Annotated in this window: 17 protein-coding genes; 10 read left to right on the forward strand and 7 right to left on the reverse strand. The window is 68.7% G+C overall.

Annotated elements, in window-relative coordinates:
• Positions 1-138: 138 nt before the first annotated feature.
• The 3 genes from ACGF3H_RS05110 to ACGF3H_RS05120 are packed head-to-tail and all read left to right on the forward strand — an operon-like array spanning position 139 to position 2,854.
• A complete protein-coding gene (locus ACGF3H_RS05110; protein ID WP_362498925.1) occupies positions 139-549 on the forward strand; it encodes a very short patch repair endonuclease in 411 nt (136 codons plus the stop codon).
• The gene (locus ACGF3H_RS05115; RefSeq protein ID WP_362498928.1) at positions 537-1,532 is read left to right on the forward strand and encodes a DNA cytosine methyltransferase; all 996 of its coding nucleotides are present in this window, start codon (positions 537-539) and stop codon (positions 1,530-1,532) included. The genes ACGF3H_RS05110 and ACGF3H_RS05115 overlap by 13 nt, the downstream gene beginning before the upstream one ends.
• A gap of 11 nt (positions 1,533-1,543) precedes the next feature.
• Positions 1,544-2,854 (forward strand): DNA cytosine methyltransferase, encoded by a 1,311-nt coding sequence (locus ACGF3H_RS05120; protein WP_362498931.1) that lies wholly within the window; start codon positions 1,544-1,546, stop codon positions 2,852-2,854.
• 15 nt (positions 2,855-2,869) lie between these two features.
• On the opposite strand, the gene ACGF3H_RS05125 is transcribed toward ACGF3H_RS05120, so the two are convergent.
• From ACGF3H_RS05125 to ACGF3H_RS05135, 3 genes are read right to left on the reverse strand one after another with little or no spacing between them, the layout of a single operon-like run.
• A complete protein-coding gene (locus ACGF3H_RS05125) occupies positions 2,870-3,733 on the reverse strand; it encodes a DUF6339 family protein (protein WP_362498937.1) in 864 nt (287 codons plus the stop codon).
• Positions 3,730-4,725: a hypothetical protein gene (locus tag ACGF3H_RS05130; RefSeq protein WP_362498940.1), complete on the reverse strand. Its 996-nt coding sequence runs from the start codon at positions 4,723-4,725 to the stop codon at positions 3,730-3,732. Before ACGF3H_RS05130 ends, ACGF3H_RS05125 begins: the two co-directional genes overlap by 4 nt.
• A gap of 3 nt (positions 4,726-4,728) precedes the next feature.
• Complete coding sequence (locus ACGF3H_RS05135; RefSeq protein ID WP_362498943.1) at positions 4,729-6,933, reverse strand: helix-turn-helix transcriptional regulator; 2,205 nt, start codon at positions 6,931-6,933, stop codon at positions 4,729-4,731.
• A 440-nt stretch (positions 6,934-7,373) separates the two neighbouring features.
• On the opposite strand from ACGF3H_RS05135, the gene ACGF3H_RS05140 reads away from it, so the two are divergent.
• The 5 genes from ACGF3H_RS05140 to ACGF3H_RS05160 all read left to right on the forward strand — a co-directional run bounded on the left by ACGF3H_RS05140 (position 7,374) and on the right by ACGF3H_RS05160 (position 19,513).
• The gene (locus tag ACGF3H_RS05140; RefSeq protein ID WP_362498946.1) at positions 7,374-7,580 is read left to right on the forward strand and encodes a hypothetical protein; all 207 of its coding nucleotides are present in this window, start codon (positions 7,374-7,376) and stop codon (positions 7,578-7,580) included.
• Between the two features lie 158 nt (positions 7,581-7,738).
• The gene (locus tag ACGF3H_RS05145; protein WP_393816454.1) at positions 7,739-12,505 is read left to right on the forward strand and encodes a DEAD/DEAH box helicase; all 4,767 of its coding nucleotides are present in this window, start codon (positions 7,739-7,741) and stop codon (positions 12,503-12,505) included.
• Entirely contained in the window at positions 12,502-14,406 is a 1,905-nt protein-coding gene (locus tag ACGF3H_RS05150) for a UvrD-helicase domain-containing protein (RefSeq protein ID WP_362498951.1), read from the forward strand. Before ACGF3H_RS05145 ends, ACGF3H_RS05150 begins: the two co-directional genes overlap by 4 nt.
• Entirely contained in the window at positions 14,403-17,648 is a 3,246-nt protein-coding gene (locus ACGF3H_RS05155; protein WP_362498954.1) for a helicase-related protein, read from the forward strand. The genes ACGF3H_RS05150 and ACGF3H_RS05155 overlap by 4 nt, the downstream gene beginning before the upstream one ends.
• A complete protein-coding gene (locus tag ACGF3H_RS05160; protein ID WP_362498956.1) occupies positions 17,645-19,513 on the forward strand; it encodes a DUF1998 domain-containing protein in 1,869 nt (622 codons plus the stop codon). The genes ACGF3H_RS05155 and ACGF3H_RS05160 overlap by 4 nt, the downstream gene beginning before the upstream one ends.
• Positions 19,514-19,529: 16 nt before the next feature.
• On the opposite strand, the gene ACGF3H_RS05165 is transcribed toward ACGF3H_RS05160, so the two are convergent.
• Positions 19,530-20,168, reverse strand: a complete 639-nt coding sequence (locus tag ACGF3H_RS05165; RefSeq protein ID WP_362498959.1) for an ATP-binding protein — start codon at positions 20,166-20,168, stop codon at positions 19,530-19,532.
• Between the two features lie 214 nt (positions 20,169-20,382).
• Here ACGF3H_RS05165 and ACGF3H_RS05170 point away from each other — a divergent pair, with 214 nt between their 5' ends.
• Together ACGF3H_RS05170 and ACGF3H_RS05175 are read left to right on the forward strand one after the other, a co-directional pair.
• Positions 20,383-21,231, forward strand: a complete 849-nt coding sequence (locus ACGF3H_RS05170; RefSeq protein ID WP_362498962.1) for a helix-turn-helix transcriptional regulator — start codon at positions 20,383-20,385, stop codon at positions 21,229-21,231.
• The gene (locus ACGF3H_RS05175) at positions 21,228-21,464 is read left to right on the forward strand and encodes a DUF397 domain-containing protein (RefSeq protein ID WP_362498965.1); all 237 of its coding nucleotides are present in this window, start codon (positions 21,228-21,230) and stop codon (positions 21,462-21,464) included. The genes ACGF3H_RS05170 and ACGF3H_RS05175 overlap by 4 nt, the downstream gene beginning before the upstream one ends.
• Here ACGF3H_RS05175 and ACGF3H_RS05180 read toward each other — a convergent pair.
• The 3 genes from ACGF3H_RS05180 to ACGF3H_RS05190 all read right to left on the reverse strand — a co-directional run bounded on the left by ACGF3H_RS05180 (position 21,461) and on the right by ACGF3H_RS05190 (position 23,511).
• Entirely contained in the window at positions 21,461-21,997 is a 537-nt protein-coding gene (locus tag ACGF3H_RS05180; protein ID WP_362498968.1) for a hypothetical protein, read from the reverse strand. The two genes, ACGF3H_RS05175 and ACGF3H_RS05180, sit on opposite strands and share 4 nt — an antisense overlap.
• Before the next feature lie 123 nt (positions 21,998-22,120).
• Positions 22,121-22,603, reverse strand: a complete 483-nt coding sequence (locus tag ACGF3H_RS05185; RefSeq protein ID WP_362498971.1) for a helix-turn-helix domain-containing protein — start codon at positions 22,601-22,603, stop codon at positions 22,121-22,123.
• A 530-nt stretch (positions 22,604-23,133) separates the two neighbouring features.
• Positions 23,134-23,511: an ASCH domain-containing protein gene (locus tag ACGF3H_RS05190; RefSeq protein ID WP_362498974.1), complete on the reverse strand. Its 378-nt coding sequence runs from the start codon at positions 23,509-23,511 to the stop codon at positions 23,134-23,136.
• Positions 23,512-23,694 lie beyond the last annotated feature (183 nt).

Here is a 23,694-nt window from a genome sequence, read left to right on the forward strand (position 1 = left end):
GGTCGCCCGTCGGTCTGCTTCCGTGCGGTCGGCGCGAGCCGGCAGGATGCGGTCTCCACCGACTGAGACGACATACCTTCCTGAGGCGCGACACCATTGGACATTGTGAGGCCCTCCTCCCCCGCCGTCTCGGCACGAATGTCACGCCAGGCCAGCAAGGACACGAGCGCCGAGCTCGCCGTTCGACGTCTGCTGCACGCAGCCGGACTTCGCTATCGCGTGGAGTACCCGGTGCCGGGGATGGCGCGACGGCGCATCGACGTGGCGTTCACCCGTGCCAAGGTGGCCGTTCTGATCGACGGGTGCTTCTGGCACGGCTGCCCCCAGCACGCCACACATCCGAAGTCCAACGCTGAGTGGTGGCGCAGGAAATTGGACCGGAACATGGCGCGCGACCGGGAGACGACTGAGCATCTGACCGCTTTGGGGTGGACAGTGCTGCGGTTCTGGGAGCATGAGCATCCGGTAGAGGTGGCCGCTCAGGTGACAGCGGTTGTGAAGCGGCGCCTGGCGGAACAGGCGGGAAAGTGGGAGGCGTGGGGGGACTGACCTTCGTGGACGTGTGCTCCGGGGCAGGGGGACTCGCCCTCGGCCTGGAGCGAGCCGGATTCGAACCGCGTCTGCTCCTGGACGACGACGATGACGCCGTCACGACCCTGCGGGCCAACAGGCCGCACTGGAACGTGCTCCGCACCGACCTGCTCGACTTCGACCCGGCCGAGCACCCCGTGAGTCACGACGTGGATCTCCTCTCGGCCGGCTTGCCGCGGGTGAAGTCGAGTGCGACCGCCCGGCGGGCCGAATCGGGGGTGGAGGAAGGCCTGTTGGAGGCCACGGTCCTCCTGGCCCACGCCATCAGGCCGCGAGCGGTGATCATCGAGAACGTTCCCGATCTCGCCCACTCGGACAGGTATCAGCGCTTCCGCGACTTCGCGCGTGCCGAACTCGCCCATCTGGGTTACGAGTTCCGTTGGTTCGTCGTGAACGCCGTCGACTTCGGGGTGCCGCAGAATCGGAAGCAGGGCGTCCTGGTGGCCGTCGAACGGCGTTGGGCCGAGGCCTTCCGGCCGCCGACACCTACGGTGCGGCAACCGAAGACGGTCGGAGCCGTCCTGGGGCCGTCCATGGGAGCTCGCGGTTGGCGGGACGCCGCCCGCTGGGCCGCCCAGGCTGATCAACCGGCCCCGACACTGGTGGGCGGCTCGAAGAACCGAGGTGGCGCCGACCTCGGGCCGACCGGAGCCAAACGAAAGTGGGCCACCATGGGCGTCAACGCCCACACGGTCGGTAACGAGGTTCCCGACTCCAACTTCGTGTGGGACCCCCAGCTCGGCAGGGACAACATGGTGAAAATCACAGTCGAGCAGGCGGCGCTGCTCCAGGGGTTCCCCGAATCGTGGGAGGTCAGGGGGCTGAAGACCGCCCGGTACCGCCAGGTCGGGCACGCGACACCGCCGCCCGTCGGCCAGGCGCTGGGCCGGGCCGTTGCCGAAGCGCTTCTCTCGGAGCCGGCGGCCTCCGCTGCCGGCTAGAATTCCGCCACATGACCAGCACGCCGCCTCACCAGTCCGTCCTCGACAAGCCCTTTGTCCTGGACCTCTTCGCCGGACCCGGTGGGCTGGACGTCGCCGGCCACAAGCTGGGCATCCCGAGTCTGGGCATCGAGTGGGACAGGAGCGCGTGTCTGACGCGCTACGCGGCCGGCCTGGACACCCTCCACGCCGATGTGAGCGCTGTCCGCAGGGACTCCTTCGAGTCGCTCCCGCCGGAGATCAACGTGCTCGCCGGCGGCCCGCCGTGCCAGACGTACTCGGTGGCGGGCCACGGCGCCGGCCGTAAGGCGCTCGAAGAGGTCAAGGGCTACATCAAGCGGCTCATGGCGGGCGTTTCCGACACGGAGATCGACGAGGATCTGAAGAAGCTCAGCGACCTGCGCACCGCGTTGGTCCTCGAACCCCTCCGGTACGCGATCCAGGCCACCAGGAGTCCGAACCGGGGATGCCGACCGTACGACGTCATCGTCCTGGAGCAGGTCCCCGCCGTGAGGGCGCTCTGGGAGAGCTACGCCGAGGCCCTGCAGAAGGTCGGTCTTCCTGACGGCACCAAGTACCAGGTCGTCGTCGGCGTCTTGGCCACCGAGACCTACGGAGTGCCGCAGACCCGGTCCCGCGCCGTGCTGATCGCCCGTCGTGAGGGACTCGGCAAGCCCTCGCTGCCCGCACCGACCCACCGCGCCTACGAGGCGAAGGGGTGGAACCGCAGGAACAGCGACACCGCCGCCTCCACGGCTCAGCCGACTCTCTACGACATGGAGATCCCCGAGCCTGGACAGGGCCCCACGGAGGACGACGGTCTGGAGCGCTGGATGTCGATGGGCGACGCCCTCGCCGAGCCGATCGGCACGCATCCGGGGCGCAGGACACCCTTCTGGGTCCGGTCGAACTACGGCAGTTCCGGAGATCCGAAGCGACGCGGAGTACGGACCGATCGACAGCCCGCCACCACCGTCACCGGCCGTATCTCGCGCTTCGTGGTTTTCGAACCTGTCGGCGACCACCACCCCCACGTCGTCTGTGAGGGTCCGAGGTTCAGCATGAACGAGGCGGGGATGCTGCAGAGTTTCCCCCCGGACTACCCGTGGTCGGGCACGGCCAAGGCCCAGCAGGTGGGCAACGCTGTTCCCCCGCTGTTCGGGGCACACCTGCTGAGCGCCGCGCTCGGTCTTCCCGCACCGACCCCGAAGGCGATGCGCGAGCCGTGGGTGCCGGCCACGGAGGAGCAGCGGGCCAAGCTGCGGAGCCACGGCTGCGGAACAGCGGACGACTGCACCGCCCGCTGCCCGCGTCCCGAGTAGCTCGACGCCGCCGTATCAGTCCTCGCTCTTCCGCCCCCTGACCGGAGCGGTCTCGAACAGCTCGGTGAAGTAGTCGGCGAGGGCTGTCACGGACTTCTCCGGAGCGGGATCCTCGTCGGGTCCCTCAGGGAGGACGTGGCGCGAGACCGGCGGGGCCGTCTGCGCCTCCTCGATCCAGTCCCGCAGACGGGCGGGGTCCCGGGGCCCGTCGGGCGCGAGGATGTCGTAGATCAAGGTCGCTCCGACCGCGTTGATGGCGACACTGAGTCCGTTGATCTCCCGCCCGGTGGTGACCTTCCCGTCCTTCAGGAGGCGGACCAGCGCCTGAGCGGTGGGACGGTGGTCGATCAGGTCCTTGCGGAGCACGGTGTGAATGAGGTCCTGATTGCCACAGGCGACCTCGACCGGCCCGTAGTCCGGCCCGTTCCGGAAGAGTTCGGCTGCCCACCACAGCCGGGAGAAGCACTGCCGGTCCGCAGGGCCCCGGAAGCGTTCTGCGGCCACGCGTCGAGACGCCTCCGACAGGTGACGCCACACGACATAGTCAGGGGCGACAGCCAGCGCCAGGTGGTTCCACAGCCGACTGTCCGCCGCTTCCCGCCGCGTCAGCCGCAGCGTGGCGTGGAACCGTGGCGCGAGCCAGGCGTCGGCCCTCGTGCGGTCCTTGTCGAAGGCGAACATCGCATCGTCCACCAGACTGCGGATCGGCTCGACCCACCACCTGGCGTCGTCCTCGGGGAGAGGCTCGACGACCTTGGCGAGGTCGAGGCCGCTGTGGACCTCTTCCCCCCTGAGCAATCCCTCCGTGAGGAAGGTGTCGACGGCCGAGCCGGAAAGCCGAGCCAGACGCTCCGGCACGTGGTGGGGCTGGGTGATCACGACTCGCTCTCCCTGTTCGTCCGTTCCAGACCACGGATGACGTAGCCCACCGCCTTGGCGGCATCGGCACGCCGGGCCGCCGCGTAATGGATGCGTGTCTGCAGCTCGCCCCAGCCCGACTCGCCGGTGCGTCGGCGATGGACCTGGCGCAAGGCCTCCTCGACGTGCACTCCGGGGACGACGTCCGGGAGCATCTCCCGCAGCACCTCGCCCTGCCAGTCGGTCGGGAAGACCGGGCCGCCGCCCGGTTCCACCTCCAGGCCGCCGATGGCGCCGTGGAACACCGCCGTCCAGACGTCCGTGGCCATCTGGGCGACGAGGAGGTCACGCACCTTGCTCTCCACGCCGGAGCCGTTGCTGTCCAACAGCCCGATGATGCCGTCGACGTCGGTGTTGACGTACACCGTGGGGACCCGTGCCGTGGTGTCCACGAGCCAGGGAACGTCGGCGTAGGCGTGCAGCCATTCCCTGGAGCTCTTGCTGAACGACGCCCTCCGGACGTCCAGTCGCAGACCTCTGACCGGCTCGTCGGAGACGGTGTCGACGACCCAGCTCCGGTCGGCCTCGGTGATCGACCGTCCGCGTACTCCATCGACCGTCCCGACGGCGTACGCGCTGAGGGAGGCTCGTCCCAGGTGGTCATCGCGGAGCAGTTCCAGGGAGCCCGACCAGTCACGGCTGTCCTCCGTGTCCCGCGTGAGGACGGTCGAGGTGCGGACGTTGGTCTCCCCGTCGGTCAACACGACGAGGACACACAGATCGGACCAGGCCGCATCCGGAGCATCGGCACCGGGCGGCAGCGTGACCGAGACGCCGATCGTGGCGCTCACCCAGTCCGTGTGGCCCGCGACGCCGAGGGCGACGGCCTGCTCCTGGACCGAGTAGGCGCTGGTGTCGAGTGGATCACGGGTGCCGTCGGACAGCTTGAGGGAGACCGACGTCACCCTGAGCGTGATCGGACGGCTGAGTCGCTTGTACGGGTAGATCTTCACGCGTCACTCCCCCTTGCCGGCGCGCAGTTCGACGACGAGGCGGGTGAGCGTGGTCTTCACCGGGTGGCTGGAGGCATCGGTGGCTCCCCGGAACTTCGCGCGGCGTGTGCCGGGCGGGAAGCGCAGGGTCCCGTTCTCCACCTCGCAGCCCTCCACGGCGACGAGTTCCGCCCAGTCGAGGCGCGGGCGTCCTCCAGAGCGGACGTCCAACTGGGCGACCGGCACCATCGGGACGATCTCGTCACCGCGCGGGATCTTCACCTCGGCCGTGATCAGCCACTCCCCCTGATCACCGATCGTCGCCTCAAGCTCGTCCAGCACCGGCACCACCGGGCCGGAGGGCACCTTGGCCTTGGGCCGGCTCTTGACGGTCAACGCCTTGCGAAGGGCCTCACCGCCTTCGCCTCTGCCGCGCTTCGGGCGGGCGACGAGTTCCCTGACCGCGCTGTTGACCTCGGTGGTCATGTTCTGGATCCGTCGATACGCGGAAGGGGACCAGCGCAGGGTCAGCTCCTCCGTCTGTCCCCAGCGGTCGTGCTCCGGCGGTTCCGCCGCACGCAGGAACTCCTCGGCCTCCTTCGCGAACGGGGCCGACGCACCGGCGGCCTCTCCGACCAGGACCACGGCCTGGAAGGGGTTGGTACCGAGTGGCAGATTCGGGACCGTGGCCTTCCTCACCGTCATTCGGTTCCCACGCAGCGAGTGCACCTGGTTCACGGGGGTGTCCCGGTCCCCCGCGGCCTCGGTGACCAGCAGGACCGCTTGATGGGTGCCGAGCGAAGCCCCCCTGGCACCGCCAGCCAGGGGCAGTTTCAGAGGCACGTTCTTCGAGGCCACCTGACCGGACTCGGTGAGCCGGCCCACCGTGGTGCCCTCGTAGTGGGCCCGCAGGGCACGGGTGCGGGAGGGCTGCTCGACGGACGGGTCCACCTTCGTCTCCGCCACGACTTCCTTGCCGTTGCGCAGAGCGCGGACCGAGGCCTCCAGCAACGGGAGGCGGCCGCCTCCGCCGACCATGGCGGCCCAGAAGTCACGGCCCAGAGCCTCGACCAGGCGGCCGTGCATCCTTTCGATGCCGCGTGTGTCTTCGGGACCTTCTTCGTCGCGATGCCTGCCGTCCTGGTCCGACGACTCCCCTTCGAGGCTGGCCACGTCGTGCGCGCCTACGATCAGGAAGGAAGTACCGGGTTCATCGCTCTCCCGGCTCAGATGGAGCCGGGCAACGGTCTCCTCGTCCGCCCACCAGGAACGGGTGACTTCACCGCGCAGCGATTCTGGGTCAGGACGCCCGAACCAGGCGGGACCAGCGCACGGAACTCCGTTGACCTCCCGCCAGGGCAGTTCGAGACGGCCGATCACGCGTCGCTCGGTACGCCCCTCGTGCGGCACGGACAGAGTGGAGTTGATCAACACGAGGCCGAGAGCACTGGTCGCCCACAGCGTGGCCTTGCCCAGGCCGTACGAACCACCGGCGGCAGGGCCGGACTTGAGGCTTTCGAGCTGGCGTCGGACGACGGCGGCGAACTTGCCGTCCGCGTAGTCGTCGCCGGTGAGCCCGGAGGCGTTGTAGTCATCCACCCGCAGAAGGACCAGGCGGCCCTTCTCGTACATGTCGCGTACACCGGCGTCGACGACTCGGCCGACCTTCTGGTTACCGGCCAGCTCCGAGACGGCTGAATAGTGCGGGAAGAGATCGTTCCAGAGAATTGCCTCGCGGAAGGCGTCCAAGTGCTCACCCGTCAGCTCGTGCAGGGTGTAGCGGACCTGCACCGGACGGCCGTTCTCCACGAGGCGCTCGTCGAGGCTGTTCTGACACGTCTCGCGCGCGAGGACCTGGACGTCGGCGTCGAAGGCGAAGGCGGCAGCATTGCCCAGGTCACGGCCGCCGTCGGGATAACCGGGGCGGTGGTACCAGGTGACCGGGAGGCCGGCTTGGGTGTCGGTGGTGCGGGTGTGCACCGTGCCGACGTCTGTACCGAGCGCATTGGCGATGTCCGTCATGACGGTCGGACGCGGGGTCGACCGCCCGGCGATCCACGCGGAGACGGCGGCTCGGGTCAACCCGAGCTCCTTGGCCAGTTCGGCCTGCGTCTTCCCTGCGAGCTTGAGCTGCCGGGCCAGCCACGGCCCGAACTCCTCACCTGTCTCCACACGCCACCTGCTCTTCCTCGGGTCGTAGGAAGAGGCTAAGTTGACGATCGCGATCATGTCAACCAATAGTTAACCGAGCGAGGGCACGACCTGTTCGATCAGCCTGCCCGAAACATCCGTTCAGCACTCTTCGCCCACTCTTGCCCGATCCGCACAAGCGGAGGTCCCCAACTCCTTTCGAACGAGCAGAAGTTGGGGCTTGCCTACACCTCAAAACCTCGCTACGTTCATCGTGTCGGAAAAGCCGACTCGCTCGCGAACCGCTTTATCCGGGGGCCGATCGATCTGGCCACCGGTGTGTCCTCATGTACTCGATGAACGACTCAACGAACGCATGAGGGAACGTTTTTGGAAAGTTCTGGCGGCCGGGGGGAACCAGCCGCTACCGTGATCGGCGGGAGTGAATCCCGCAGCAGGAACCATTCGCTTCATGGGGCGTTACCCGATTACACCCCTGTGCGAATTCCAGGAGATCAATCGACAGGGGTGGGGACTTGATGAACGAGGACGACTGTTTTCCGTTACTGCTCTCCCAGCGGGAGCGCAGCGCGCTTGAGCTGGGTATTCAACGGGCGGTGAGCACGGCTGAAGTCGCGGACTTCCCGAACCCTCATGATCTGTCCGAGGGTGCTTTCCTCGCGGGATTTCCAGACTTGCCCGAAACGATTCCGGTAGCGCTGGACGAGAGCCCTCCTGCCGCCTGACTTCGCGCACCCGACCCGCATGACCTGCGCACTTTCCCATCGGAGAGACGATCCGACCATCGGTGCGCGATGAATCACGGGCCGGCTCGCACCCAGTCGGCGAGCCGGCCCGTCACCCAGACTTTCACCCATCCTTCGACATCAGGAGCGCCGCAACCGTGCCGTCCTCGTCCTCAGCGGTGATCGAAACCGTCCTCGAACAGTCCTCCCGTGTTCTGCAGACGTATGCCGTGGACCCCGGCCTCGTCGCCGAACACGCCAATGGTGAGCGTCGTATCACGCAGGGCGGATACGGAGACCGTCAGCTTTTCGAACTCGTCCAGAACGCCGCCGACGAAATCGCGAACGAACCCGGCGGACGGGTCCACGTGGTCCTCACGGAGAAGCGCCTGTACTGCGCCAACGAAGGAAGTCCGGTCACCCCGGAAGGGGCCGAGACCATCCTTCGAATGAGCATGTCGAAAAAGCGCGGTGGACAGATCGGCCGTTTCGGGGTCGGAGTGAAGTCGGTCCTCGTGGTGACCGACGCGCCGGAATTCTTCAGCCGTACCGGGTGTTTCGGATTCGACCGCGCCTGGTCCTACGAGCAGATCAAGGCCGTGCCCGGTGTGACCGGACGCTACGGCCCGGAGTTCGACGCCCCCGTGCTGCGGATAGCCCGCCCGCTCGACATGCAGGCCGAGCGTGCCTCCGACCCGGTGCTGGACAAGCTGTTGACCTGGGCGACCACGGTCGTCCGGCTCCCGCTGCTCCCGAAGGCCGACGACCGGCTGGGCAAGGACATGCACGGCAACCGTGGCAAGGACCACGGTGAGCCCCGCGAGGAGTTCCCGGTCGGGTTCCAACTCTTCTCGCCGCACGTCGCCAAGGTCGTGCTGGAGGACCACCGCCCCAGGCCCATGGCGCGCCGTACGCTGACCGCCCAGCAGTCCGGCGATCTGCACACCGTGACCGAGGAGCGCACCGGGAAGGCCCTCTCCACGGAGCGGTGGCGCGTGTTCACCACCACGCACGAACCGGGCCCCGCGGCTCGCGCGGACGCCGGAGAGTTGCACGACCGGGTCGCGCTCGACCTGTCCTGGGCCGTCCCCGCGCTGGAACGGGACGCCGAGAGCGGCCTGTACATCAGCCCTCGCTCTCGTGGTCGCGGCAAGTTCTGGTCCTTCTTCCCCACCAAGTACGAGATGTCGCTGAGCGGCATCCTCAACGGGGCGTGGAAGACCAACGAGGACCGGCAGAACCTGCTCGACTCATCCCCGTTCAACCAGGAGATGATCAGAGTGTCGGCGAAGCTGGTCGTCGACTCCCTCCCCGGGCTGGCCCCGGCCGAGGACCCGGCCGCTTACCTTCCCCTACTGCCCGGCCGTGTCAAGGAAGCGATCAGCTGGGCCGACGAGTTCCTGACCCGGGAGATCTGGGCCTGTGTCGCCACGTGTCCCTCACTGCCCGACCAGGACGGCATCCTGCGCGTCCCCACGCAACTGCGCATCCACCCGCGACTGGACAGGGACGTGAAGCAGCTCAAGCGGTGGCTGCGGATGTGGCACGAGTGCCCTGGACGGCCTTCGGACTGGCTGCACCCGAGCGTGGAAGCCGACGCCCTGCGCTCGGGCAAGGTCGAGCACATCCTCACCGCAGCCGGACACGAGCGGGCCGGGGTCCGCGACTGGCTGGAGGCCCTCGTCGCGAACGGCACCGCCGAGGCGTCGGCGGTGGCCGTCCGCATCCTGGCCGACATGGTCGAGAAGCGCTCCCCCTCCGCTGACGAGGCACGCAAGGCACGCGTCGTGCTGACCGAGGAGCACGGGCTGGTCGCCCCGGTCCACGGCAAGGTGTTCCGTCGGGCCGAGCACCAGGACGGACTGCGCGAGTCCACGGTCTACGTCGTGGACGAGCTCGCCCAGGACCCGTCGCTGGCGCACGCGCTGAACGTCCTCAGCATCCGGGAGGCCGACGTCGAGGGTCGGTTCGCCAGCGTCCTCGACCAGGGCTTCGACCACTACGGGGAGTCCGACTGGGAGCGCTTCTGGGAGCTGTTCCGCCAGGCCGGCATCCGTCGGTCGGCCCACAAGGTCCTGGAGCGCGTGCCCGATCCGCGCACGACGCTCCGGGTACGGACGGCCGACAAGCACTTCCGGCCGGTCGGGGACTGCATGCTTCCTGGTGTCGTGGTCGACGCCGAGCGCGATCCGAGCGTCGCCGTCGACATGGAGTTCCACTCCGACGACGCGTCCTTCTTCTCCCTGATCGGTCTGCGGGAGCGGCCGACCGGTGGCGTGCAGCCGCAGGCGAGCGAGGCTTGGTTCGAGGAGTACCGCGCCACCGTGCACGCGGCCTCCCTGCGCAACCTGGACAGCGGCGCCCCGCGCCCGAAGCTGGACCGGATGAAGGTCGAGGGCGCCGCGATCGGTGGCCCTCTCCATCTCTTCCGCGATCTGTCCGAGGAATCCCGCGCCGCCTTCCTCAAGGCGCTGCCCGACGACGCCGTGGTGGACAACTGGACACGTCAGTTCGGCGCCCAGACCAGCACTCGGCAGGCGGTGATGTCCCCGATCCGCTGGATGCTGCGCAAGTACGGCAGGGTCGCCACATCCCAGGGGCTCATGCCGTTGACGGAGGCCGTCGGCCCCCAGCTCGCCGCCTACCGCGACGTGCTGCCGGTCGCCGACATCTCCCCCGAGAAGGCCCGCAAGCTGCGGCTGCCGATCACCGTCGACGAGGTCCCCGCCGACCGTTGGGACGCGCTCCTCGACGAGGTGTCCCGCAGCGAGGACGACTCCTTCGTCGGCGCCACCTACGTGATGCTGACCCGGTTCGGGGCGGACTTCCCCGAGGACTCCCTCACCCGCTGCCGGATCGGTGACACCTGGGGCACCCGCCCTGATGACGAGATCACCCTCGCCGTCGGCACCGCCGAGTACCGGGCCCTGCGTGCCGAGCAGCTCCCCGCCCTGCTCGTGCCGACCGCCGAGGACGCCGAGCTGATGGTCGAGAAGTGGGGCATGCTCCGCTACGCCGATGTGATCAGCCGGGAGACCCGCGAGGTGCCCGAGGGCGACCCCGTTCCCCTCGTCGAGCTGTTCCCCGCCCTGCGGCAGCGCCTGAGCACCGGCAACCGGAACAGCATGGTGCAGCGCTGCACCGAGCTGGAGGAGGTCACGCGTACGCCCAACGGCACGCATGCCTCTCCCCTGGACGCCGTGCGTCAGGACGGCACGGTCAAGATCCGCGTGCCGCGGGAGCCCGAGCCCATGCTGCGGCTGATCGACCGCGAGCTCGGCCTCGGCCTGGGCTCGGCCGGCTGCCGCGCGGTGCTGGAGCACCAGGACCGCATGGCCAAGGACAGTGCCCTGAAGGCGGCCCACAAGGCCGTGCGCGACGCCGACGACGTCGTGACCAAACTGGAGCTGCTGATCGGCGCCGACGCGCTCAGGGCCGGCCTGCCCGAAGGGTTGATGGACGCCGAGCTGCAGGCGACCGGCGGCGTGGAGCCGTCCGGGCGCCGCATCGCGCAGATGGCGTTCAACGCGCACGGCGACGGGGTTCTCCAGCAGCACGCCCGGGACATCCAGGCGCGCTTCCCCAACGCCCCGGTGGGATACGGGGGTTCGTCGGCCGCCATCGCGTTCGTATCCGACCTGCGCCTGCCCGTGACGTTCGCCGGTTCCAGGACTCCCTCGCCGCCTTCCTCCGAGACGATCGAGGGGCCCCGGGACTTCCCCAGGCTCCACGACTACCAGGAGGATCTGGTCCGGAACATCTCCACCCTGCTCGATCGGCTCGCCCCGCAGCGCGGCATGCTGTCCCTGCCCACGGGCGCCGGCAAGACACGGGTCACCGCCGAGGCCGTGATCCGCTGGGTGAAGCGGATCGGCGACCTCAAGGGCCCCTTGCTGTGGATCGCGCAGACCGAGGAGCTGTGCGAACAGGCTGTACAGAGCTGGAAGTTCGTGTGGGGCAAGGTCGGTGCCGAGCGACCGCTGACCATCAGCCGGCTGTGGAGCAGCAACGAGGTCGGCAACGTCGTCGACCACCCCCACCTGGTGGTCGCCACGGACGCGAAACTGGATCGATGCCTGGGCACCGACCAGTACGCGTGGCTGCGTGAGCCCGCGCTCGTGATCGTGGACGAGGCGCACACCGCCATCTCCAAGAGGTACACGGAGATCCTCGGCCTGATGGGCCTGACCCAGTACGAGACCCATCGGCATCTGCTCGGCCTGACCGCCACCCCGTTCCGCAACACCAACGAGGACGAGACCCGCCGGCTGATCACCCGCTTCGGCAACCGGCGACTCGACGAAGGCGTGTTCCCGTCCGGCGACCCGTACCGGGACCTGCAGGAGTGGGGCATGCTCGCCCAGGTCGAGCACCGCACGCTCACGGGTGGTCGGATCGAACTGAGCCAGGACGAGAAGACGCACGCCGAACGCATGGCGATGCTGTCCCGTGCCGCCGAGCAGCGGCTCGCCGACGACCACGAGCGCAGTCTGCGCATCGTGGACTCGGTGGCCGACCTGCCGTCGGACTGGCCGACGCTGCTCTTCGCCACCTCCGTCGACCACGCCAAGTACCTGGCCGCCATGCTCAACGACCGAGACATCCCGTCCGCCGCCGTGGACTCGACGACCAGTACGCAGGACCGTCGTACGCGGATCGAGAACTTCAGGAACGGCCGCATCCGTGTGCTCACCAACTACGGTGTGCTGACCCAGGGGTTCGACGCTCCCGCGACGCGGGTCGTGGTGGTGGCACGGCCGGTCTACAGCACCAACGTGTACCAGCAGATGATCGGCCGCGGCCTGCGCGGTCCCAGGAACGGCGGCAAGGACACCTGCCTGATCCTCAACGTCGACGACAACATCGCCAACTTCGACACCGCGCTGGCCTTCACCCAGTTCGAGCACCTCTGGAGCCGTCCGTGACCGACGTCTACCTCGACAGCCCGCCGCTCACCGCCGAGCAGCAGGCCGTCGTCGAACAGCCCTGGGACGCCCGGGTCCTGGTCACCGCCGGGGCCGGCGCCGGAAAGACGCACACGCTGGTACGTCGGCTCGACGCGTTGTGCGGGCACGAGGACCCCGAGGAGGCCCTGGAGGCCACCGACATCCTCGTGCTCACGTTCTCGCGAGCGGCCGCCCGGGAGCTGCGTGAGCGCATCACCCGGCAAGGCGACCGGGCCCGGCGGGTGCGCGCCCAGACCTTCGACGCCTGGGCGTACGGGGTGCTCGTCCAGGCGTACCCGGACCGGGACTGGGCCACGACCTCCTTCGACGAGCGGATCAGGGCCGCGGCGGAGGCCGTCGAGGACGGCGCGCTGGAATCCGGCGACTCCGTCCCTCCGTCCCATGTGGTGATCGACGAAGTGCAGGACCTGCTGGGCGATCGTCGGGAACTGGTGGAGTCCCTCCTCGACCGCTACCAGGACAGCTGCGGTTTCACGGTGGTCGGTGACGCAGCCCAGTCCGTGTACGGCTTCCAGATCGAGGACCCGGCGGAACGCAACGCGGAGACCGGCCGGTTCTTCGAGTGGCTGCGCCGCTCGTACCCCGACGACCTGGTGGAGCTGCGTCTCACCGAGAACTTCCGGGCCGTCACCCCGGAGGCGCGCGTCGCGTTGGCGCACGGCCCCCGGCTCCAGCAGGTCCGGGACGCGGACGAGGCCGCCACGCTCTACGAGGAGCTGCGCGACCTCCTCCTGGACCCAGTGAACTCTCTGGGCGACCTCGCCGACGAGTACACGTTGCAGGGTCTGCGGGACCTCGACGACACCTGTGCCGTCCTCACCCGCGACAACCGGCAGGCCCTGGTCGTCTCCCGGCTGCTCCACGAACACGGCATCGGGCACCGGCTGCGCCGCCGCCTCGAGGAGCGACCGGTGCCCTACTGGGTGGCCGAGCTGCTGCGCCGTACCGAGGCGACCGGCCTGTCCGAGGAGCGGTTCCGTGCCCTGCTGGAAGAGATACCGCTGCCCCACGAACCGAACGTGGGCGCCCTGTGGACGGTGCTGCGACGCGCGACCCGCTCGCCCGGGCGCACCGCGCTCGATCTGGATCGGCTGCGCCGCCTGGTCGCCGACGGCCGCTTCCCCGACGAGGCGGCCGACCCGGAGACCGCGCGGATCGTCGTCTCCACCGTGCACCGGGCGAAGGGGCTGGAGTTCGACCGGGTCATCGTCCTGACACCGCCGACCGTCGCCGAACTCCACAAGCAGTACGGCACCGAGGCGGACCTCCCTGCGGAGGCCCGCGCCCTGTACGTGGCGATGACCCGCGTCCGGCAGGACCTCTACCACGTCTTCTCCCCCGAGCTGCCGATCATCAAGAGGGCGGGGAACCGCAAGAACGGTCGGCGGTTCGTCGGCGGCTGGCGGTCATGGGAGAGACTCGGCGTGGTGGCCGAGGCCGGTGATGTCTGCCGGAACAACCCTCCCGGTCACGCGACCGACGCCGTGGCGACCCAGGCCTACCTCCTGCACGAGGTCGGCCCCGGCCAGGAGGTGCTGCTGCGCAAGCTCCACGATCTGCCGGCGGGTGATGCCCAGAGCCCGCCGTACGCCCTGCTGCACCAGGGGCGGGAGATAGGCGAGGCGTCGGAGTGGTTCCGGCAGGAACTGTTCCGGGTGCAGAAGGTGAACCGGACCTGGGACCCGTGGTGGCCCGACGAGATCCACGGCCTGCGGATCGACACCTTGGAGACGGTGACGGGCAGCGTCGCGGCCGGCGCCAACGCCGGCCTGGGCGACCGAGGCGTGTGGATCGCGCCGCGGATCACCGGCATCGGCAGGTTCCGACGGTCTGACAACGAAGAGGAGCAGGGCGCATGACGCACGTGGCAGGTCGGCACTCCGAGCACTACCGGGTGCGGGACGAGGAACTTCTCGTGGGACTGCGCAGGGAACTCTTCGGTCCCACCGAGGAGTCCGCCCCGGAGGACCGGGCCGAGGTACTCCCTCACGACGCGCCGATCGACCGTTACCTGACCGGCGTACTGTATCCGCGTGCCTCGCGGGAGCGAAGGGTCGAGAACGCCGCCGAGCAGGACGGCCTGGACGCCGCGCCCGTTCTCGCCCGAGAGGACGCCGAGGAGTCCGGTGCCGCGCAGGAAGCCGGTGTCTCGGGCGACAAGCGCCCGTCCTCGATGGGTCTGACCTTCGCGGTAGATCCGGCCGTGAGCGACACGATCGTGGTCTCGACGCGCGCGGCGGTCTACGAACCCACCGACGCGGACGGCAACCCGGTCCCGGCCCGCCGCGCCGAGGCCCGGACCGTCGCGGAGCAGCGGGAACGGTGGCGGCGCAAGGAACTCGAACTTCCCGAGAAGACCATCACCGTGACCGCCCCCACCCCGGGCGAGCTGATCGACCTCGTGCCCGACAAGGTCGCCCTGCATGTCATCGTCCGCCGAGCCGATCCGATCAGCGGCACGGTCACCGTCACGGTCACGCTGATCAACAGGCAGAAGGTCGGTGAGCGGGACCTTCAGGACGCCTTCGCCCTGTTCCAGTGCGGCCTGGTGGTCTGGGCCGCCGACGGCTCCAGCGCCTTCGTCGAGCGTCCCGCACCGGACGCCGCACACGACCCGGAGATCGCCACCAGTCGGCTGCTGCACCGCCATGCCCCGACCTTCGCCATCGGTCACGGCTGCGCCGCCGCCTGGGACTGGGTTCCGTCGCCGATCGGCGTGACCGACAGCATCCCGGCCGCCGTGCCCGAGGTACGCAGCGAGTTCGTACCCAGCGTGGAGGTGCTGCTGACCGACTCCAATCCGGAGATCGACAGCTCGTCGTTGTCGATGCTGGGGCTGGCCGAGAAGCCCGACACCGAGGTGCTGACCGCCCTGGAGGCACTCGCGACGGGATACGAGGACTGGATCGCCCGTAAATCGGCCGAAGCCGACGCCCTGGCGGGCGGCCCTCACGAACAGCCCGCGCGGGACCAGGTGGACGCCTGTCGCGAGGCGCTCGGCCGGATTCGCGAGGGCATCGAGCTGCTGAGGACCAAGCCCGACCTGATGCGGGCGTTCCGACTCGCCAACCGTGCCATGGCCGACCAGCGCGCCCGCAGCGCCTGGGTGAAGGGCGGACGCGTCGGCAGCCCCGATCCGGCCGCCGGCCGCTGGCGTCCCTTCCAGATCGCCTTCCTGCTGCTCTGCATGGCCGGCATCGACGACCCGAAGCACGACGATCGAAAGATCTCCGACCTGCTCTGGTTCCCGACCGGTGGAGGCAAGACCGAGGCCTACCTCGGTCTGATCGCCCTGACGTCCTTCCTGCGCCGCATCCGCAAGGGCGCGAACGGTGGCGGTGTCACCGTCCTCATGCGCTACACGCTGCGGCTGCTCACCCTGCAGCAGTTCGAACGTGCGGCGATCCTGCTCTGCGCCATGGAACACATGAGGCGCCACACGCCCGAGCTGGGCGACGAGCCGTTCTCCGTCGGCATGTGGGTGGGACGCTCGGCCACCCCCAACATGCTGGCCGAAGCCGCCGCCAAGCTCGACGAGCTGCGCGCCGACCTCGACAAGCGACTCGCCACCGAGAACCCCGTCCAGTTGCACGCCTGCCCCTGGTGCGGAACCCGGCTCGACGCCCGGAACTACGAGGTCGACGAGGACGCCAAGCGGATGTACGTCCGCTGCCCCGGCGCGGACTGCGACTTCACCGGCGGCCTTCCCGTCCACCTGATCGACGAGGCGGTGTACGACGCGCGTCCGACACTGGTGATCGCCACCGTCGACAAGTTCGCGTCCATGCCGTGGCGTCCGGCGACCTCTGCGCTGTTCAACCTGGACGACCCGACCGACGGCACACCTCCCCCGGAGCTGATCGTCCAGGACGAACTCCACCTGATCTCCGGCCCCCTGGGCACCCTCACCGGCCTCTACGAGACCGCCGTCGACGCGCTGGCCGACCGGCCCAAGGTGATCGCCTCCACGGCGACCATCCGCCGCGCCGCCGACCAGGGCCGCCACCTCTTCGCCCGCGAGGTGCGGCAGTTCCCGCCCGCCGGCCTGGACTCCCGTGATTCGTGGTTCGCCGTGGAGACCCCGCGCGAGGAGAAGGCGAGCCGCCGCTACGTCGGCCTCCTGGCTCCCGGCACCAGTCAGTCCACTCTGTTGATCCGCACGTACGCCACGTTGCTGCACCGGGCCATGCACGCGGACACCGACGACAAGGTGCGCGACGCGTACTGGAGCCTCATCGGCTACTTCAACAGCCTGCGGCTGCTCTCCGCAGCCGAGCTCCAGGTCCACGACGACGTGGTGGCGTATCTGGAGCTGCTCGCCGAACGCGAGGGCGTGGACGTGCGCTCGGTGTCCAACTACTCGGAGCTGACCAGCCGGATCGACGCCAGCGAGATCCCCACGCGCCTCAAGGGCATCGAGAAGAGGCTCCCGGACGAGGACACCGTGGACGTCCTGCTCGCCACCAACATGATCGCGGTCGGCGTGGACGTGGACCGGCTTGGACTGATGGCCGTGATGGGCCAGCCGCAGACGACGGCCGAGTACATCCAGGCCACGAGCCGCGTCGGTCGTGCCCACCCCGGCCTGGTCGCGGTCATGCTCAACTCGGCTCGTGCGCGGGACCGTTCGCACTACGAGAACTTCCAGCACTACCACTCGGCCCTCTACCGCGAGGTCGAGTCCACCTCCGTGACCCCGTTCTCCGCCCGCGCGCGTGAACGGGGACTGCACGCGGTGATCGTCGCTCTGGCCCGCATCCTGATCCCGGCCGCCCGCCCGAACGAGGGCGCCGGACAGGTCGAGTCCTACGAGCACGTCCTCAAGGGCCGCATCAGGTCTCTGCTCCTCGACCGCGTCCACGCGGTCACTCCCTCGGAGGCCGAGGCAGTGGAACAGGGCTTCGACAAGTTCGTCGACTGGTGGTGTCGGGAGGCCGACATTCACAGCGGGTTGCTCTTCGAGCCGAAGCGGGGCAACCGTGCCCCTTCGATCCTGAAGTCGTACGACGACGAGTCCGAGGACCGCGAGGCGTGGCCCACCTTGTGGAGCCTGCGCGACGTCGATGCCGAGTCCGCCCTGTTCATGGAGGGAAACCGATGACCCCGCCCCCCAACCGTTGCCGCCGGACCGCGGCGAACGGCGCCACCCCTGCCCACAACCTCCCCCGTCGCGGCACGGTCCGCCGGACCCAGGCGATCAGCACGTACGGCGTCGGGTCGCTCATCGCCGTCGACCACGAGTCCTTCGTCGTCTCGGGCCTGGACGAGGCCGACCACAGCTGGCGCAGGGACGAGTCGCCCGTCGTCCATGAGCGGCGACTGGCCCGGCTGCTCGACGTCGACTACTTCCGGCTGCCGCCGGCTTCCGACGACACCAGCAAGGACGGCCTTCGGGTCCGCCGCTTCCCCTTGATGCACTCGTGTCCCGAGTGCAACGACCTGCAGCCGCACCGCGACTTCTCCCCACCGGCCGGACGAAGCGTCTGCGGCACGTGCGAGGTGGACCTCGTCCCCTCCCGTTTCGTCGTCGCCTGCGAGGCCGGGCACCTCGACGAGTTCCCCTACTGGCAGTGGGTGCACCGCTCGCCCGACCGTGATTCCCCGCGGTTCGGGAAGTGCGGCGGCAAGCTCAGGATGCGCACGACCGGACGCACCTCCTCGCTCCGCTCCATCGTCATCTCCTGCACCTGCAATCAGGTGCCCGAGGTATCGATGGAGGGTTCCTTCCGCAGGAACGCGTTGAAGGACCTTCGCCTCACCTGCCAAGGCGCCCGCCCGTGGCTCGGCGCCTCCGCCACGGCCCCGGAGGGGTGCGGGCTCCCCTTGCGCACCCTGCAGCGCGGCTCCTCGTCGGTGTGGCAGCCGGTGCTGAAGTCGGCGCTCTCCATCCCCCCGTGGAGCAGCGGCCGTGCGGATCCGCTCGCGGAACACTGGGCCGCACTGCGCCAGTTCGACGATCGCGAGCACATCCGGATCTACCTCCAAGGCGCGTTCCAGGGCAAGTGCCCGGTCCCGCTGGACGAGGTCATGGCCCTGCTCGAAGCGGAACGCGAGGAGGACCCGGAGGACGACAAGACGCCCACCTTCGATCACCGTTACCACGCCCTCCGTAACAAGGAGTACGAACGCCTGCGCTCGGGCAACGACGAGAGCGAGCAGTCCCGTGACGAGCAGTTCGTCTGCGAGACGCCGCTCGGTGATCCGAGCGTGCTCCAGCCGCTCGGGATCACCGGCCCGATGCTGGTGAAGAAGCTCCGCGAGGTGCGGGCCCTGAAGGCGTTCACCCGCCTCGTCGACGCCGAGTCGACGACCGATGCGAAGGAGATGCCGCTAGCCGGGAAGCCCCTGCGCTGGCTGCCGGCCATGGAGGTCCAGGGCGAAGGGGTCTTCCTGCGCCTGGACGAGAGCCGCTTGGAGGCCTGGGAGAAGGCGCCGGCCGTGGCGGCCCGGGTCGAGCGCATGCGTACCGCTCACCAGCGGGTTCTCGAGCAGCGGGCCGACGACCCGAGCCAGGCCGTGTCGTCCCCGGCGACGCCTCGCATGGTGCTGTTGCACACCTTGGCCCACGTCCTCGTCAACGAGTGGAGCCTGGAGGCGGGCTACCCGTCCGCCTCCTTGCGCGAGCGCCTGTACTCCGCGGACGACATGGCCGGAGTACTCGTCTACACGGCGACGAGCGACTCGGCGGGCAGCCTCGGCGGACTCGTCGCTCAAGGCGAACCGGACGTTCTCGACCGCACGGTGCGTTCGGCGATCCGACGGGCCGAGTGGTGCTCCTCCGACCCTCTCTGCATGGAGGCCGAGGTGGGCGGTTCGACCGGGACGAATCTCGCCGCCTGCCACGCCTGCGTGATGCTCCCGGAGACGAGCTGCGAGCACAACAACATCCTGCTGGACCGCGCACTGCTGGTGGGCACGCCGGAGGAACCCTCTCTGGGATTCTTCGCGCCTCTCATCGGGGGCTGACACCCGGCACCTCGGCTCACCAGCGCGCCTCGAAGACCTCGGCCTCGAACCGCACCTGGGCACGGTCCAGCACGTCGTCCGCGTCGCGGCCGTGCGCGCTGAGCCAGTGGAGGAGGTCGGTGATCACGCAGATCGCCGCCTCCTCCCCCTCGGTGATGCCGAGCCTGCCGGGCCGCGGTCCGGGCCTGGATCCATGGGCACCGTACAGACCGATCATCGCCTCGACCCGGGTCATCCTGAGACAGCCGTCATGGCCGCTCACCGGCGGCAGCCCCGTGGCGAGTTCGCACCAGGTGACCTTCCGGTCGGCACCGAGTTGGACGCCCCACCGATCCGTGACCGCCCCGACGAGCGCCATTCCGCGACCCCCTTCCGACTCGAAGTCCGCGGCCACGAGCGTGGGCAGGGCGCGGGTGTCGGGGTCGTGGACCTCGATGCGCAGGGAGGTGCCGTCCAGCCGGACCGCCAGCGTCGTCGGGGTGCCGGTGCCCACGTGGGTGATGACATTGGCCACGAGTTCGCTCACACAGAGCTGTGCCTCGTCCACGAGGTCCTGCAGTCCCCACGCTCCGAGGTGCGCCCGCACGTCGCGTCGTAGCCCCGCCACCTCCTCCTCCAGAGCAGCGAACTCCACGACCCACGACGGCTGCGTCATGCATGCGGTTGGGATCACTTCCGACCTTCCAGGTTCGTGGGTCCGTGCAGACGCCAGTGCGCCGTACCGGTCCCGCACCGGTCGTCCTGCTTGCCAGCATGGCCGGCACGCATCCCGTCGTGCAATGTGCACGAAGAGAATCCCACCTTCGGGTGATTGGCGGACGGACCTCTTGGCACGGAGACTGAACGCCGTTCGGACGAAGGAGGCCCTGATGGCCGGATCGCCGACGGCACGTCGCCGTCGCCTCTCCATCGAGTTGAAGAAGCTGCGGGAGAAGAACTCCCTGACCTGCGCCCAGGTGGGAGCGGCTCTCGACTGGAGCGGTTCCAAGGTCAATCGCATGGAGACCGGCAGCGGACGCGTCCAGCCGTCCGATGTGGAAGCGCTGTGTCGCTTCTACGAGACCACCGACGAGCTGCGGGAGTTCCTCAAGTCGTTGGCCCGGCAGGCCAAGACACGCGGCTGGTGGCAGGTCCACGGATCGGGAGTGCCCGAGTGGTTCTCCATCTACATCGGCCTCGAACAGGACGCGTCCACACTCCGCCAGTACCAGTGCGAAGTCCTGCCCGGACTCCTGCAGACCGAGCCCTACATCCGCGAACTCCACACCTGCGGCTCGTACATGTCCCTGGACGACATCGACCGGGCCGTACGGGTGAGGAGGGAGCGTCAGGCGATGCTCAGTGGCCCAGGGGCCCCGGACTGCTGGTTCATCGTGAGCGAGGGTGCCGTGCGCCGAGTCATCGGCGATCGAGCATTGATGCGGGCTCAGCTCGAACACGTACTGGAGGCCATGGAGCAACCGAGCGTGACGCTTCAGATACTCCCCTTCGACGCCGGTACCTGCCCTACGACGGGACCGTTCACCATGCTGGGGTTCCCCGATCCGGAAGACCCGGACATCGTGTACCGCGACGGCATCACCGATGCGATGTACTTGGAGGGCGAACCTCATGTCCGCGAGTACACCCGGGCGTTCGACGAACTGAGGGCATCTGCCCTGAGCCCGCGACGAACCGCACAGATGATCAAAAATGTCGTGAAGGAACACATACGGTGAACAATGACCTCGGCAACGCCGAGCTTCCCAGCTCGTGGGTCAAGTCCTCCTACAGCAACGGCGCCGGCGGTGAATGCGTCGAGTGCGCCCACGTCGGCGATCTGGTCTTCGTACGCGACACCAAGGTCGGTGACGCACTGGTGACGCGAATGGGCGCCCGAGCATGGCTCTCCTTCACGCGCGCGACGCGGCACGGCTGGCCACAGGATCAGTGCGAGGCGAGCAACTTCTAGTCGGAAACGGGACGGGCGTTGCGGAAATCCTTCTGCGCCGACTCCGGGCTCTTGGACAAGTCATCTTGACTCTGAGGTATCAACGACGCCGGCGTGCCGTCCGGCAGAAAGAACTCCGTGCCACCTCGTATGTAGTAGCCGTCCTCGCCGCCAGGGACCTCGGGGAACTCGACGTAGAAGAAGCAGGTGCCAGCGCTCTCGCCGTACTCCTCTGCCAGAATCTCCCCCTGAGCGGGGAAGGTGGTTACGGCGAGGACGCGCTTGTCTTCGCCGAGTAGCTCCACTTTCTTCCCTGCGTCATTGGGCACGCATGTACCGCCCTCCGCCACCGTGAACAAGGCTGAGCCCACAGCATTGTAATCGCGAGCGGTGAAGGGTGATCTGTCTACCCATGGTTCCCATGCGTAGAGGGTCGCGGCCAACGCTGCAACGGAGAACAACGTCGCCAGGATGGCCACAGTGCGGCTCTTCCGATTGAAGTCGGCTGTGGGTTCGAGATGCTTGGCAAGGGATAGAGGATTCTCCACTGACATGAGGTGATCATGCCAGTGGACTACCTATTCACCGAGACTGGACGCCGCTTTCGCCCGAGCCGACCCTGCCGTCGCATCGCCGCCCGTGAACGATGGCCGCGAAACCCGCGTGAGCGGGGCACGTCACGCCCGGTCGTCGGTCTGTCCCTCGTTTCCGCCCTCGATGACCGTCAGGTCCGTGCGCCCAACGGCGTACGGGTCGGGAGCGCCGGCGGGGATGTTCTGCACGGCCTCGCCCTGTGCCGCACCGTTGCCGTTGAACACGAAGTCGGGCCGGATGCGCCAGTTGCGGCCGTCGGGGTAGATGAAGCCCTGGGCTGCGAGCTGCTTGAGGCTGCGGGACACCGAAGCCTGCGACATGCCCACTTGCTCGGCGAACTTCGCCTGGCTCTCGATGAGGACCAGGCCGTGGTCCTTGCGGTTCTGGAGGGCGCACATCTTGTGGAACAGCTTGTACGCGCTGACGCTGAGGTCGGCGTCGGCCAGGGCATTGTGGGCCGCGTATCCCATCGTGGTGAAGCCACCTCCCCTGAACCAGAGACCGTGCGCGGCCGGGACCGAGGAGTGGACGGTGAAGTCGCTCACCTCACCGGTCCGCTTGTTCACGGTCTCGATCCGGGTCACTCGCCGGGCCGCACGCACAGAGTACTCCCAAGGGTGAATGGACGGCGTGCAGCACTGACTGATCTGTTCCAGTGCTGACACCTGCGATTCGGGACTGGATAGCCTAGGCGATTCATTCAGTACAGGATGGCTATATCCAGATCTGAATCACATTCCTCGCGTTCCTGCACGTCAGTGGCGTGAGCGCTGTCGGGTGTCTTTATAGGCGAAGGTTCCCGCCGTACCTCCACCCCTTCAGGCACGGGGCGGGCCTGCGCGTCCGGCCGCCAGGTCGGCGTGGCGCACCCGCCATCAACGATCAAGCGTGGCTGATGCCCGGTCCGGGGCTGAGGGAAGCACACGTGACGGGCGATCGTCCGTCGCACCCACCGCTGTGGCGGGCTTTCGACGGCTCGGGCTTCAACGCCCGGGGAGACTCAAGGCCGGTGTTCCGGGCGCGGCCATGTGGCCGTGACCGACGACAGGGACGAGGCTGCCGATGCGGCAGCCGTGAAACCCACGCGGTCACCCCACTACGAAGCCGCAACCACCCGGAACCGCAGACACACCAGCGGCGTGTCCTCGTCCACCGGTGTGCCGATGGCTTCCCAGAAGCGTCTGTGACCGGTCCGCCACTCGTCCAGGGAACGGTCGCCCTCCCCCTCGGCGGCGGCGTGTTCCCACGTCACTGCGCCGAAGGGAGCCAGCTCGACGCCGGTGATCTCGATGGTGGCGACGCAGTCCCCGTCGTTGCCGAGCAGCGCCAAGCGCTCACCCTCGAATTCCAGACCCTCCGTCTCCTCCACGTACTCGGCCAGCAGCCCGGTGGTGGCGGTCTTCTGCCCTGCCAGGACGAGAGCGTTGAGCCGCTCCCGCATCCCTCCCGGCGTGCCGAGCTCCAGTGCTCGCATGCCGTTCACCCGTGGCCACACGGTCCCACCGCCCCTTCCGACACCTGCCACCTCGCCGGCCGTTTCGCACGATGGCAGGCATCCGCCACCACGTAACCGCCTGTGCGCCGGCCGTGACCTGCACACCCCAACAGCCGTATTTCAGCCACCACAAGGCCCCACCGTCGCCCGGCAGTCTCGATC

Origin of the sequence: Streptomyces sp. NPDC048185, from assembly GCF_043202495.1 — a bacterium.
Taxonomy (GTDB): domain Bacteria; phylum Actinomycetota; class Actinomycetes; order Streptomycetales; family Streptomycetaceae; genus Streptomyces.

Bases quoted from the DNA above. Each gene is read 5' to 3' on its own strand.
- ACGF3H_RS05110 (WP_362498925.1), top strand. From the start codon at position 139: ATGTCACGCCAGGCCAGCAAGGACACGAGCGCCGAGCTCGCCGTTCGA.
- ACGF3H_RS05120 (WP_362498931.1), top strand. From the start codon at position 1,544: ATGACCAGCACGCCGCCTCACCAGTCCGTCCTCGACAAGCCCTTTGTC.
- ACGF3H_RS05135 (WP_362498943.1), bottom strand. From the start codon at position 6,933: ATGATCGCGATCGTCAACTTAGCCTCTTCCTACGACCCGAGGAAGAGC.
- ACGF3H_RS05140 (WP_362498946.1), top strand. From the start codon at position 7,374: ATGAACGAGGACGACTGTTTTCCGTTACTGCTCTCCCAGCGGGAGCGC.
- ACGF3H_RS05155 (WP_362498954.1), top strand. From the start codon at position 14,403: ATGACGCACGTGGCAGGTCGGCACTCCGAGCACTACCGGGTGCGGGAC.
- ACGF3H_RS05160 (WP_362498956.1), top strand. From the start codon at position 17,645: ATGACCCCGCCCCCCAACCGTTGCCGCCGGACCGCGGCGAACGGCGCC.
- ACGF3H_RS05165 (WP_362498959.1), bottom strand. From the start codon at position 20,168: ATGACGCAGCCGTCGTGGGTCGTGGAGTTCGCTGCTCTGGAGGAGGAG.
- ACGF3H_RS05170 (WP_362498962.1), top strand. From the start codon at position 20,383: ATGGCCGGATCGCCGACGGCACGTCGCCGTCGCCTCTCCATCGAGTTG.
- ACGF3H_RS05180 (WP_362498968.1), bottom strand. From the start codon at position 21,997: ATGTCAGTGGAGAATCCTCTATCCCTTGCCAAGCATCTCGAACCCACA.
- ACGF3H_RS05190 (WP_362498974.1), bottom strand. From the start codon at position 23,511: ATGCGAGCACTGGAGCTCGGCACGCCGGGAGGGATGCGGGAGCGGCTC.